Origin of the sequence: Pseudomonas sp. JAI120 (genome assembly GCF_014207255.1) — a bacterium.
GTDB lineage: Bacteria > Pseudomonadota > Gammaproteobacteria > Pseudomonadales > Pseudomonadaceae > Aquipseudomonas.
The window spans coordinates 1786499-1799590 of sequence record NZ_JACHCZ010000001.1; the positions used below are offsets into that span (position 1 = coordinate 1786499).

A 13092-nucleotide genomic window follows, 5' to 3' on the forward strand; every position below is an offset into this window, starting at 1 on the left:
GAAATCGGCTTACGGGAAATTCGGGAATGGGAGAGCGATCAGCCGGCGGCCAGTTGCCGCGCCGCGCCATTGCGCCAGCGGGCCAGGTGTTCGTCGGCGTAGCGCCGCACGCAGCGCAGTACGGCGCTTTCGTGTTGGATAAGGAAGAAGTGGTGGCCGTCGAACATGTCCAGGGAAAAGCCACTGGCGGCATCGAGTTGCCAGTCGAGCAACTGGTCGGCGCGCACGCTGTCCTGCGTGCCGCCAAACACATGGATCGGCATGCCCAGCGGCTCGCGCTCGCCGTAGGTGAAGCTGCCGCACAGCAGGAAGTCGGCGCGCAGGATCGGCAGCATCAACTGCATCAACTCGGGGTTGGCCAGGGCTTCTTCGGCGGTGCCTTGCAGTTCGCGCAGGCGGACGATCAGTTGCGCGTCGGTCTTCTCGATGGCGTATTCGCTGACATCACGCCGAGCCGGACCGGCCGTGCCGGAGGCGAACAGCGCCAGCGGCGCAGGGACATTTCGTGCGTTTAACGCGTGGGCCAATTCAAAGGCCAGCAGGCCGCCGAGACTATGGCCGAACAACGCATAAGGGCCGCTCAAGTCGCCGCTGATTTCCTCCGCGAGCTGCGCCGCCAAGGCCTTGATATCGCGCTGCAGGGGCTCGTCCATGCGCATGCCACGGCCGGGCAATTCCAGCGGGCACACCTGCAACCACTCCGGCAACGTGCGGCGCCAACGTGCGTAAACCATGGCGCTGGCGCCCGAATAGGGCAGGCAGAACAGGCGCAGTCGAGTCGGTGTAGTCATCCCGCGACGACTCCAAACTGAAACACGCTGTGTGCACGATAAAAACCCATTTCGTCCTCCTGCGGGTGCTGATCCCTGGCCGCTTGGCTAACGGACCTGTCACCCAGAAGAACGGACGGCACCGGCAAATAATTAGTCGCCGGGTACGTGCGAGACGTGGTTCACACCAAACAAGAAAGCATAAGATTAGTTCGTCTTCTCATTTGACAATCATTATCATTAAGCATAATTTGTTGCCCGATGTGTAGGAGGCCTCAGCAAGGACGCCCTCCCCTAACCTCTTTTGCGACAAGGTGATTTCCATGACGGAACAAGTATCCACAGGCAGGTGCGACTCACCGCTTCTCCAGGCATTTGTCGACAATCGACTGATTCTGGTGAAGATTGCGGCACGTATTACCGGGTGCCGCTCCCGTGCTGAAGATGTAGTGCAGGACGCCTACTTCCGCCTGCAATCGGCGCCGACGATCACGTCATCGTTCAAGGCCCAACTGAGTTATCTGTTCCAGATCGTGCGCAACCTGGCGATCGATCACTATCGCAAGCAGGCCCTGGAACTCAAATATTCCGGGACGGAAGAGGAAGGCTTGAATGTGGTCATTCACGGCGCTTCACCGGAAACCTCCCACATCAATTTCAACACCCTGGAAAACATCGCCGACGCCCTGACGGAGTTGCCCCAGCGCACCCGCTACGCGTTCGAGATGTACCGCCTGCACGGTGTGCCGCAAAAGGACATTGCCAAAGAACTGGGGGTTTCACCGACGTTGGTGAACTTCATGATTCGCGATGCGCTGGTGCACTGCCGCAAGGTGTCGGGCAACCACAGCGATACATTTGCGCGGCGGGTTTGACCTCAGGGCACCGCCATCACATCGATGCGATACGGCTCGAAAATCTTCAGCATCTCGCCCTTGTCGCGCAGTCGCTTGAGCAACGCCGAAAACGCCTCGCCCGTGATCGGCGCCTTGGGCCGCAGCAACGCGTAGTGGTGATAGACCTGGTCGATGCGCTCCGAGACCAGGAACTGCCCGGCCATATCCGCATTGCGCACCATGAAGTCACTCAAGTACGAACGGGTTACCAAGGCGATGTCCGCACGCCCGCGCGCAACCATCAGCAGGTTGCTGTCATGGGAGTAGGTCAACGTGGCGTTGAAGTGCTCAGCCAAGTACTTGGGGTCGGGGTTAAAGTTGGCAAAGGCGTAGTGATAACCGCTGAATACCGCCAGGCGCTTGCCGGTCAGGTCGGCGAAATAGCTTTGGTCACGGCCTGGATCATGCTGGGCAACGAAGATTTCCGCATCTTCAAGGCCCATATCGACGCTGGTGTGGGGAATCTTCTGCCAGCCCCAGTCGGGATTTTCGAAAATAGCCATGTCAATCCGGCCCTGCTCGAAATCGCGGAAGCGCCTGGGGATGGAGGTGGGCACCAGCACAAACTGGTAGTCGGTCTGCGAGGCGTTCAGGACCTCCACCAGTTGCGGCAACAAACCGGTATCGGCGCCCTGCTCCGGACGCACGGTGTAGGGTGGAAAATGCGCCGCGCCGATGCGCACCAGTTGCGCAGCCGAAGCCGGCAACCACGCTGCGGTGCCGAGAGCCCATAAAGTAAGTCCTGCAGCCAACCGCCATGGCGAAAACATCAAGGCACACACCGTTCAATACATCGATGTCGATAAGCTAGGCGTTTTTGTTCGGCTAGACAACTTTCCATCGACAAATTAAGAGCTTGCGCCTCAATCGGCCTTCAAAACCATCAACAAGGCTTCTTCGGCCAATTGCTCCAGGGTCAGGTTGCCCTCGGCACGAAACCAGGTAGTGGTCCAGGACAAGGCCCCGGTGAGGAAGCGTCGCGCAATAAACACATCACCCTTGATGTAGCCCGCCGCCTTGGCTTCGCCCAACACCTGCAGCCAAATGTCTTCGTACACATCGCGCAGCGCCAGTACCTGGGCCTGGGCGTCGGCCGACAACGAGCGCCACTCATACACCAGCACCGCCATAGCCTCGCCGCTGCCGCCCATGATCGATTGCAACTCGCAGCGAATCAGCGCCAGCACGCGTTCGCGCACGTTGGTCGCCTCCTCGAGCGAGGCGCGCATCAAGGCCGTGTTGTAGTGGATGGTTTCCTCCATCACCGCACGCAGGATCTCGTCCTTGCTCTTGAAGTGATGAAAGATGCTGCCGGACTGGATGCCCACGGCGCCGGCCAGGTCGCGCACGGTGGTGCGCTCAAAGCCCTTGTTGCGAAACAGGTGAGCCGCGGTTTGCAGCAACTTGCCACGGGCACTGTCGGGGTCGGTCAATTGGCCGCCGTCGACCATGGTGCGCATCACCCGCAGGGCTTTGTGCTCATCCATGCTGCTCTCCTCTACTTCTACTGACGTCTTGGCCGGCAATTTAGGCCGTGCCAGTCACCCAAGCAAGCGCTTGGCTAAAACTTGTGACCAGAGTTTACAAACCAAGCGCTTGCTTGGTAGTCTCGTTGCCAGCCATTCGAGGAAGGATTTCTCATGAGCAAGACGGTTCGTATCGGCTGCGCCAGCGCGTTCTGGGGTGACACCTGCACCGCTGCCGCGCAGTTGGTGCACGGCGGCAAGCTGGATTACCTGGTGTTCGACTACCTGGCGGAAGTCACGATGTCGATTCTCGCCGGTGCGCGAATGAAAGATCCTCAAGCCGGATACGCCACGGATTTCGTCGAGGTGCTCACGCCGCTGCTGGCCGAGATCCAGCGCCAGGGCATCCGCGTGATCAGCAATGCCGGCGGCATCCACCCCCAGGCCTGCGCCGCCGCCCTGCAAACCGCCTGCGATAAAGCCCAGATCCCGCTGAAAATCGCCGTGCTGCTGGGCGACGACCTGCAACCCCAGCTCAAGCACCTGCACGGCATCACCGACATGTTCAACGGCGCGCCGCTGCCGCCCCTGTGCGTCTCCGCCAATGCCTACCTCGGTGCACCGGGCATCGCCCAGGCGCTGCAATTGGGCGCGGACATCGTCATCACCGGCCGCGTGGTCGACAGCGCAGTGGTCAGCGCGGCACTGGTGCATGAATTCGGATGGTCGTGGCAGGACTACGACCGCCTCGCCCAGGCAGCCTTGGCCGGGCATATCATCGAATGCGGCGCCCAATGCACCGGTGGCAACTTCACCGATTGGCGCGACGTGCCGGACTACGAGCACATCGGCTTTCCCATCGTCGAAGTCAGCGCCGACGGTCAATTCACCGTCAACAAGGTCGAGGGCAGCGGCGGACTGATCAGCGAACTGAGCGTGGCCGAACAGCTGCTGTATGAAATCGGCGACCCACGCGTTTATTTACTGCCCGATGTGATTTGCGATTTCAGCCAGGTGAAGTTGCAGCAACAAGGCAAACATTGCGTACGCCTCCACGGCGCCAAGGGCCTGCCGCCGACCGCGCAATACAAGGTCAGCGCCACCTACCCGGAGGGCTTTCGCTGCACCGCCAGTTGCCTGATCGCCGGGATCGATGCGGTGGCCAAGGCCGAGCGCGTCAGCCAGGCGATCATCAACAAGACCTCGGAGCTGTTCAGCCAGCGCGGCTGGGCGCCCTACACCGAAGTGAATATCGAACTGCTCGGCAGCGAAGCGACGTATGGCGCTCACGCCCAGCGCCACGACTGCCGCGAGGTGGTGGTCAAGCTGGCGGTGCGACACCCGAGCAAGCAAGCGCTGGTGCTGTTCGCACGCGAGATCGCCCAGGCCGCCACCGGAATGGCGCCGGGGCTGACCGGGATTGTCGGTGGGCGGCCGACGGTCTACCCGCTGATCCGCTTGTTCTCGTTCCTGATCGATAAGGCCGCCTGCGAGGTGGTAGTCGACTTCCAGGGCCAACGCCACGTCTGCACGCTGCCCGTCGCCGACGCCCCCCTCATGCCTGCCGCCGCGATGGATCCGCCCAACCCCCTGGGCCGCGCCGACGCCAGCGTGGCGCTGGTGAAACTCGCCGTGGCGCGCTCCGGCGACAAGGGCAACCACAGCAATATCGGGGTCATTGCCCGAGCCCCCGAGTACCTGCCGTGGATTGCCGAAGCGCTGACGCCGGAGGTGCTCGTCGACTGGATGGGCCACGTGCTCGACCCCGTGCACGGCCGCGTCGAACGCTGGTATTTGCCCGGCAGCCACAGCCTCAATTTCCTGCTGGAAAACGCCTTGGGCGGCGGCGGCATCGCCAGCCTGCGCATCGACCCCCAGGGCAAGGGCTTCGCCCAGCAGCTGTTGGAAATCCCCATCGCCGTGCCGCAACACATCGCCGATCAACTCACGTAAAGGAGCGTTGCCGTGGCCTTCGACTCGATCTTCAAAGCCGGCCTGTTCCAGGGCCACACCGTGATCGTCACCGCTGCACAAGGCGGAGCAATAAACCATGCCGCTGATTGACAGCCTGATCGATGCCCACAGCCCGCAGTTCGCGCAGAACCGCCAGGCCATGCTCGAAGGTATCCAGCACCTGCGCCAACTGGAACACACCCTGCTCGCCAAGGCCGAGGAAGCCAGGCCCAAGTTCGACAAGCGCAGCCAACTGCTGCCGCGCGAGCGCCTCAACCTGCTGCTGGACCCTGGCGCGCCGTTCCTGGAACTGGCGAGCCTGGCGGGCTACAAGCTGCACGACGACAAGGACGGCAGCGCCGCCGGTGGTGGGTTGATCGCCGGCATCGGCTACGTCAGCGGCGTGCGCATGCTGGTGGTGGCCAATAATAGCGCGATCAAAGGCGGCACCCTTTCGCCCTCCGGCCTGAAAAAATCCCTGCGCCTGCAACAGATCGCCATGGAAAACAAACTGCCGGTGGTGACCCTCGCCGAAAGCGGCGGCGCCAACCTCAACTACGCCGCGGAGATTTTCGTCGAAGGCGCGCGCAGCTTTGCCAACCAGGCGCGCATGTCGGCCATGGGCTTGCCGCAGATCACCGTGGTGCACGGCTCGGCCACGGCGGGGGGCGCGTACCAGCCAGGGCTGTCGGATTACGTGGTGGTGGTGCGCGGCAAGGCCAAGCTGTTCCTCGCCGGCCCGCCGCTGCTCAAGGCGGCGACCGGTGAAGTCGCCACCGATGAGGAACTGGGCGGCGCCGAGATGCATGCGCAAATCGCCGGCACCGCTGAATACCTGGCGGAAAACGATGCCGATGGCGTGCGCATCGTGCGCGAGATTGTCAGCCTGTTGCTCTGGAACGATCGCCTGCCACAGGCGCCAAAACGCACTTACGCCGAGCCCCTGTACCCGATCGACGACCTGCTGGGGCTGATCCCCGATGACGCCAAAAAACCCTACGACGTGCGCGAGATCCTCGCGCGCCTGGCCGACGGTTCGCAGTTCCTCGAATTCAAGGGAGAGTTCGACGCCCATACCGTCTGCGGCCATCTGCACATTCAAGGCCGTGCGGTCGGCGTGATCGGCAACAACGGCCCGATCACGCCCAAAGGCGCGAGCAAGGCGGCGCAGTTTATCCAGCTGTGCGACCAGAGCCGCACGCCGCTGTTGTTCCTGCACAACACCACCGGCTTCATGGTGGGTACCGAAGCGGAGCAGCAAGGGGTGATCAAGCACGGCGCGAAGATGATCCAGGCCGTGGCCAACGCACGGGTACCTAAACTCACCGTGGTGGTCGGTGGCTCCTACGGCGCCGGCAACTATGCGATGTGCGGTCGCGGCCTGGACCCGCGCTTTATCTTCGCTTGGCCCAACAGCCGCACAGCGGTGATGGGCGGTGCGCAGGCGGGCAAGGTGCTGCGGATCGTCACCGAGGCCAAACAGCTGAAGGACGGTTTGGTGCCCGATCCCAAGGTGCTGGACATGCTTGAGCAGGTCACCGCGCAGAAACTCGACAGCCAGTCCACTGCACTCTATGGCAGCGCGAATCTGTGGGATGACGGGCTGATAGATCCACGGGATACCCGTACCTTGCTCGGCTTTCTGCTGGATATCTGTCACGAGGCCGAAGTCCGCGAGTTGCAGTCCAACAGCTTCGGTGTCGCGCGTTTCTAACAGGAGAACAAGAACAATGATCTTCACCCAGGAACACCAGGAACTGCGCCGCACCGTCCGCGCCTTCGTCGACCGCGAGATCAACCCCCATGTGGACGAATGGGAAAAGGCCGGGCGCTTCCCCATCCACGAAATCTTCCGCAAGGCCGGTGACCTCGGCTTGCTGGGCATTTCCAAACCGGAACAATTCGGCGGCATGGGCCTCGACTACAGCTACTCGATCGTCGCTGCCGAAGAGTTCGGCACCATCCGCTGCGGTGGCATCCCCATGTCCATCGGCGTGCAGACCGACATGTGCACCCCCGCCCTCGCCCGCTTCGGTTCCGATGAATTGCGCGACGAATTCCTGCGCCCGGCCATCAGCGGCGAGCAGGTCGGTTGCATCGGCGTCTCGGAAACCGGCGCCGGTTCCGACGTGGCCGGGTTGAAAACCTATGCGCGCAAGGACGGCGACGACTATGTGATCAACGGCAGCAAAATGTGGATCACCAACTCGCCCAGCGCCGACTTTATCTGCCTGTTGGCCAACACCTCCGACGATAAGCCGCATATCAACAAGTCGCTGATCATGGTGCCGATGAACACCCGCGGTATCAGCGTCAGCCCGCCCCTGGAAAAGCTCGGCATGCACAGCTCCGAGACCGCCCAGGTGTTCTTCGACGACGTGCGCGTGCCGCAGCGCAATCGCATCGGCCACGAAGGCGCGGGCTTCATGATGCAAATGCTGCAGTTCCAGGAGGAACGCCTGTTTGGCGCGGCCAATATGATCAAGGGCCTGGAGTACTGCATCGACAGCACTATCGACTACTGCAAGGAGCGCCAGACCTTCGGCAAGGCGCTGATCGACAACCAGGTGATTCACTTTCGCCTGGCCGAACTGGCCACCGAAATCGAATGCCTGCGGGCGCTGGTCTACCAGGCCACCGAGCAGTACATCAAGGGCCAGGACGTAACCCGCCTGGCCTCCATGGCCAAGCTCAAGGCCGGGCGCCTCGGCCGTGAAGTCAGCGACAGTTGCCTGCAATACTGGGGCGGCATGGGCTTCATGTGGGACAACCCGGTGGCCCGCGCTTATCGCGACGTGCGCCTGGTGTCGATTGGCGGCGGCGCCGATGAAATCATGCTGGGCATCATCTGCAAACTGATGGGCACTTTGCCTGGGAAAAAGCCATGAATACCCTGCTGCTCGAACCCCATAACGGCGTGTTGCACATCACCCTCAACCGACCCGAATGCCGTAATGCCATGAGCCTGGAAATGGTCAACGAACTGCGCGCGGTGCTGGCTGGGTTGGACAGCCATGTGCGCGCCGTGGTGATCAGCGGCGCAGGCGGGCACTTTTGTGCCGGTGCCGATGTGAGGGATCTGGTCAGCGCAGGCAATCAATTGCAGGCGCTGAACCGGGCTTTTGGCACGTTGCTGCAAGAAGTGGAAGCCGTGTCGCAAGTGGTCATCGTGGTGCTGCAAGGTGCGGTACTGGGCGGTGGGTTCGGCCTGGCCTGCGTGAGCGACATCGCGATTGCCGATCACCAGGCGCAGTTCGGGTTACCGGAGACCAGCCTGGGGTTACTGCCGGCGCAGATTGCGCCGTTTGTGGTCAAGCGTATCGGCCTGGCCCAGGCACGGCGGCTGGCGCTGACGGCGGCGCGGTTCGATGGACGGGAAGCTGAACGGCTGGGGCTGGTGCACTTTACCGAGACCGACCCGCAGGCGTTGGCGGAGCGTCTGGATGAGGTGCTGGGGCAGGTGCTGCGCTGCGCGCCAGGTGCCAACGCGCGTACCAAGGCGCTGCTGCTGGCGAGTGTGGAGCAACCGTTAGGGCCACTGCTGGATCAAGCGGCGCAGTGGTTTGCCGAGTCGGTGACCAGTGCAGAGGGAATTGAGGGGACGCAGGCGTTTGTGCAGAAGAGAAAGCCTGGGTGGTGCAGGTGACGCCCGCTGAGCATGGGTATCTACACAATTTTCAGTGGTCTGTGGCGAGGGGGCTTGTTTCCGTGGCGGCCTTCGGGCCGACCGCTTTTTGGGGTTTGGGTGAGTGCATATCCGTTGCTGCGGTAACGGCGGCTATTGGTTCCGCCCTTACGGCGGGTCACTTTGGAAAAGCCCCAAAGTAACCAAAGGGCTCTTGCCCCACCACTCGGCACCTCGCCTAGGCTCGGTATGCCCGAACGAAGGCTTTGGAGCGTGGGTAACCCGGCAGGACGCCGGGTTAGCCGCGCTGGGCCAGGGATGGCCCATTGCGGCGGCCCACGCTCCAAAGCCGGAGTGAGGGCACACCGAGCCTAGGCGAGGTGCCGAGTGTTGGGGCGAGGACCTTTTGGTTACTTTTGGGTCCTTCCGAAAGTGACCCGCTGTAAGAGCGGAACCCTAAGTGGCCGTTACCTAAATAACGGATATACACACGGAGCAAAAAATGCCGCAGTTCACAAAAATCCTGATCGCCAACCGCGGCGAAATCGCCTGCCGCATCCAACGCACGGCCCAGGCATTGGGCTACCGCACCGTCGCCGTCTACAGCGATGCCGACGCCCAGGCCCTGCACGTACAGATGGCCGACGAAGCCGTGCGCATCGGCCCTGCGCCGGTACAACAGTCCTACCTCAACATCCCGGCCATCCTCGAGGCCGCGGAAAAAACCGGCGCCGACGCCATCCACCCCGGCTACGGCTTCCTCTCGGAAAACCCCGGTTTCGCCCGCGCCTGCCAACACGCCGGCCTGACCTTCATCGGCCCCAGCGCCGAGGCCATCGAACTGATGGGCAGCAAGCGCCTGTCCAAACTCGCCATGCTGGAGGCCGGCGTGCCTTGCATCACCGGCTACCAGGGCAGCGCCCAGGACGATACCTGCCTGCAGCGCGAAGCCGAGCGCATCGGCTACCCGTTGATGATCAAGGCCAGCGCCGGCGGCGGTGGCCGTGGCATGCGCCTGGTCCACCGGCCAGAGGCGCTGCTGGACAACCTGCACAGCGCGCGCTCGGAAGCGAAGAACGCATTTGGCAGCGACGAACTGATCCTCGAACAGGCACTGATCGAGCCGCGCCACGTCGAGATTCAGCTGTTCGGCGACAGCCACGGCAACCTGATTTACCTCGGCGAACGCGACTGTTCGATCCAGCGCCGCCATCAAAAAGTCATCGAGGAAGCGCCCTGCCCGGTGATGACGCCCGAACTGCGTCAGGCCATGGGCGAAGCCGCGCTCAAGGCCGCACGCGCGGTGAATTACGTCGGCGCCGGCACCGGGGAGTTCCTGCTCGACCGCAACGGCCGGTTCTACTTCCTGGAAATGAACACCCGCCTGCAGGTGGAGCACCCGGTGACCGAGCTGATCACCGGCCTCGACCTGGTGGCCTGGCAACTGCAGATCGCCGCCGGCCAGCCGCTGCCGCTCACGCAAGCGCAGGTGAGCCTGAACGGCCACGCCATGGAAGTGCGCCTCTACGCCGAAGACCCGGCCTTGGGCTTTCTGCCGCAAACCGGTGAGGTGCTGCGCTGGGAGCCGGCCGTGGGCATACGGGTTGACCATGGGCTGTGCGAAGGTGAAAAAATCGGCCCGTTCTACGACCCGATGCTCGGCAAGCTCATCGCCCATGGCGCCACCCGCGAAGAGGCCCGGCGCAAACTACTGCGGGCGGTGGAAGACACCTTGCTGCTGGGGGTGGCGACCAATCAACGGTTGCTGGCTGATTTGCTCAAGCATCCAGACTTTATCGGCGGCGATTTCAGTACCGGGTTTATCGCCGAACACTTCAGCGAAATACCGCGCCAGGCCGCCACGAGCGATCAGCTCGCCCTGGCCGCCGCGCTGTTTTACCAACACAGCGCTGACCAGCATCCCCACGGCCTGGCGGGATGGCGCAACAACGCCAGTGTGCCCTGTACCTTTCGCCTGGAGGTCGACGGCGAAATCCACACCCTCACCGCTCCCCCTCTGCCACTCAGTGCCGATGGGCGTCATGCCACTCTGGTGCTCAACGGCATTCGCCGCCGCATCGCCTATCACCTTGAGGGCCCCCGGTTGTGGCTACCCGGCCTGACCGTGACCAACCGCACTCAGCAAGTTGTCGCCCCCCCGGCCGACGCCGGCAGCGGCACGGTCAAGGCACCGATGGACGGTGCCATCGTCGACGTACGCGTCAGCGCCGGTGAACACGTGAGCAAAGGCCAACTGTTGTTGGTGCTCGAAGCCATGAAAATGGAGCATCCACTCAAGGCCGATATGGACGGTGTGGTCAAGGCCGTACAGGTCACAGCAGGCGATCAGGTACGCAATCGCCAGGTTCTGCTGGAGATCGAATAACCACCTAGTCGGAACTACAAGGCCGGGCTACGCTCTATCCCCAACAGGAAAGGACGAGTACGGGAACCTGCGCGATGCCTCATTGGCTGATTATTGACCTTGAAGCCACAACGGATGAAGGCGGCTGGCCCGTGACGGAGATGGAAGTCATCGAGATCGGCGCGAGCCTGGTGAACCGCCAGGGCCGCGAACTGGATCACTTCCAGCGCTTTGTGCGGCCGCTGCGCCGTCCATTGCTGACGCCCTTTTGTCGCAAACTGACCCATATCACCCAGGCAAATATCGACACCGCCGCGCCCTTCACCGAGGTGTGGCCGCTGTTTGAGCGCTGGCTGGGCCAGCATCAGGCGCGCCTGGAAGGCTGGGCCAGTTGGGGTGACTACGACCGCGTGCAGTTGGAGCTCGAATGGCAACGCCATGGCCTGACCAGCGCCATGGCCCCCACGCCCCATGTCAACCTCAAGCAACGCTTCGCCAAGGCACGGCGCCTGGACAAGCCCCTGGGGCTCAATGGCGCCTTGCAGTTGGCGGGGATGCAGTTCCAGGGCCAGCAACATCGAGCGCTGGAAGATGCCCGCAACACCGCGCGCCTGCTGCCGCTGATTTTGCCGGTCTAGGCAGCGCCCGAAGCCTTGGGCATACTGGCTGCCCTTTTCCTTGCTGCTCAACTGTAGAAGCGAGCTTGCTTGCGCAGGTCGTTGACGATAACGCTGTAAACCGGGCACCCAGCGGCGCTCTCAGGTTTTTCGCGAGCAAGCTCGCTCCTACAGAGTGAGCGTAAAGCAGCAACTTTTTCCGAGGATTCGCCCATGTTCAAAGTCAACGAGTACTTCGACGGCACCGTCAAGTCGATCGCTTTCGGCACCGCAGAAGGTCCGGCGACCATCGGCGTAATGGCCCCGGGTGAATACGAATTCGGCACCGCCCAGCGTGAAATCATGCACGTGGTGTCCGGCGCCCTGACCGTCAAGCTGCCCGACGCCAACGACTGGGAAACCTTCGCCGCCGGCAGCCAGTTCAACGTACCGGCCAACAGCAAGTTCCAACTGAAGGTCGCGGTGGACACCGCTTACCTGTGCGAATACCGCGGCTGATCGCTGCGCCGCAAAAAAAATGCCCGTCTCCTGCGAGACGGGCATTTTTTATGGGCGCATGACTTATTCGAGGATGATCACCGGCATGCCCACTTCCAGGCGGCCCACGCCATCGTTGACCAGGTTCTGGCCAAAAATCGCGCCGTCCTCCGTCTTGCGGTAGGCCTCCAGCGTCACAAAAGGCTCACGGTCGGCGCTGCGCTCGCCGGTGTGCGGATCGATGGTGGTGAGAATGCAGCGTGAGCAGGGTTTGACTGCGCGAAACTCCACATCACCGATGCGCAAGCGTTTCCAGCCGTCTTCGGCGAAGGCTTCGCTGCCCTCGATCACGAGGTTGGGGCGAAAGCGCAGCATGTCCATGGGACGGCCGACTTTCTGCGAGAGGTCGTCGAGGGACGCTTGCCCGATCACCAGCAACGGATAACCGTCGGCAAACGCTACCTGGTCATCATCGCGGCCGTAACCCGCTTGGGTGGTGCGGGCACGTTCCAGGGGGATCTGCACCAGCCGCGTGGGCTTGCCGATAAAGTCGCTGACCCAGGCGGCAGCTTCGTCGCCGGCGTCCGGCACACGCAAGGTGTCACGCCAGATGGTCACGCCGCGCAACTCGGCCTCGTTGCCGGGCAGCGCCACGTCCAGCGGCGCGTAGCCAGGCGAACTGAGGGTCAGGCCACCGCTGCTGTTCCACAGCGCCGACAGTTGGCTCATCTTCGCCACCGCGCGCTGGGTGAGGAAACGCCCACTGGCCTCGTCCACCAGCATCCAGCGTCGATCCCCGTCCAACCCGAGTTTATCCAGGCCGATCTGTTGCAGGATTTCGGCCCTGCCGGACTTCAAGGGATAACGGTACAACGCGCTGAGACGGAGCATGGGCCTGCATTCCTGAGGGGCAAAGCCGTCAC

General features: G+C 62.7%; 12 protein-coding genes and 1 pseudogene. 9 read left to right on the forward strand and 4 right to left on the reverse strand.

From position 1 onward, the window contains the following. Positions 1-38: 38 nt before the first annotated feature. Positions 39-791 carry a thioesterase II family protein gene (locus HDC32_RS08400; protein WP_131698541.1) on the reverse strand — a complete coding sequence of 251 codons (753 nt, stop codon included), beginning with the start codon at positions 789-791 and terminating at the stop codon, positions 39-41. Positions 792-1093: 302 nt separating this feature from the next. Here HDC32_RS08400 and HDC32_RS08405 point away from each other — a divergent pair, with 302 nt between their 5' ends. After that, complete coding sequence (locus HDC32_RS08405) at positions 1094-1645, forward strand: RNA polymerase factor sigma-70 (protein ID WP_027603895.1); 552 nt, start codon at positions 1094-1096, stop codon at positions 1643-1645. 2 nt (positions 1646-1647) lie between these two features. Here the strand turns inward: HDC32_RS08405 and HDC32_RS08410 are convergent, their stop codons facing one another. Together HDC32_RS08410 and HDC32_RS08415 are read right to left on the reverse strand one after the other, a co-directional pair. Further along, entirely contained in the window at positions 1648-2436 is a 789-nt protein-coding gene (locus HDC32_RS08410; RefSeq protein ID WP_131698542.1) for an ABC transporter substrate-binding protein, read from the reverse strand. 93 nt (positions 2437-2529) lie between these two features. Next, positions 2530-3153 (reverse strand): TetR/AcrR family transcriptional regulator, encoded by a 624-nt coding sequence (locus HDC32_RS08415; RefSeq protein ID WP_184743519.1) that lies wholly within the window; start codon positions 3151-3153, stop codon positions 2530-2532. A 153-nt stretch (positions 3154-3306) separates the two neighbouring features. On the opposite strand from HDC32_RS08415, the gene HDC32_RS08420 reads away from it, so the two are divergent. From HDC32_RS08420 to HDC32_RS08450, 8 genes and pseudogenes are all read left to right on the forward strand, one after another. After that, complete coding sequence (locus HDC32_RS08420; RefSeq protein WP_184743522.1) at positions 3307-5085, forward strand: acyclic terpene utilization AtuA family protein; 1779 nt, start codon at positions 3307-3309, stop codon at positions 5083-5085. 97 nt (positions 5086-5182) lie between these two features. Then, positions 5183-6799 carry an acyl-CoA carboxylase subunit beta gene (locus HDC32_RS08425; protein WP_184743525.1) on the forward strand — a complete coding sequence of 539 codons (1617 nt, stop codon included), beginning with the start codon at positions 5183-5185 and terminating at the stop codon, positions 6797-6799. 16 nt (positions 6800-6815) lie between these two features. Further along, positions 6816-7973 carry a citronellyl-CoA dehydrogenase gene (gene atuD, locus HDC32_RS08430; RefSeq protein WP_184743528.1) on the forward strand — a complete coding sequence of 386 codons (1158 nt, stop codon included), beginning with the start codon at positions 6816-6818 and terminating at the stop codon, positions 7971-7973. Beyond that, on the forward strand, positions 7970-8731 hold the full coding sequence (locus HDC32_RS08435) for an enoyl-CoA hydratase/isomerase family protein (protein ID WP_184743531.1): 762 nt from the start codon (positions 7970-7972) through the stop codon (positions 8729-8731). The genes atuD and HDC32_RS08435 overlap by 4 nt, the downstream gene beginning before the upstream one ends. A gap of 481 nt (positions 8732-9212) precedes the next feature. Beyond that, positions 9213-11096, forward strand: a complete 1884-nt coding sequence (locus tag HDC32_RS08440) for an acetyl/propionyl/methylcrotonyl-CoA carboxylase subunit alpha (protein ID WP_184743533.1) — start codon at positions 9213-9215, stop codon at positions 11094-11096. 74 nt (positions 11097-11170) lie between these two features. Continuing rightward, the gene (locus HDC32_RS08445) at positions 11171-11713 is read left to right on the forward strand and encodes an exonuclease domain-containing protein (protein WP_053133333.1); all 543 of its coding nucleotides are present in this window, start codon (positions 11171-11173) and stop codon (positions 11711-11713) included. 65 nt (positions 11714-11778) lie between these two features. Continuing rightward, positions 11779-11865 (forward strand): annotated as a pseudogene (locus tag HDC32_RS32225) (outer membrane lipoprotein carrier protein LolA); the annotation flags it as partial. A 40-nt stretch (positions 11866-11905) separates the two neighbouring features. Beyond that, complete coding sequence (locus tag HDC32_RS08450; protein WP_049712179.1) at positions 11906-12190, forward strand: pyrimidine/purine nucleoside phosphorylase; 285 nt, start codon at positions 11906-11908, stop codon at positions 12188-12190. Positions 12191-12253: 63 nt separating this feature from the next. On the opposite strand, the gene HDC32_RS08455 is transcribed toward HDC32_RS08450, so the two are convergent. Further along, positions 12254-13060 (reverse strand): MOSC domain-containing protein, encoded by an 807-nt coding sequence (locus tag HDC32_RS08455; RefSeq protein ID WP_145336963.1) that lies wholly within the window; start codon positions 13058-13060, stop codon positions 12254-12256. Positions 13061-13092: the final 32 nt, after the last annotated feature.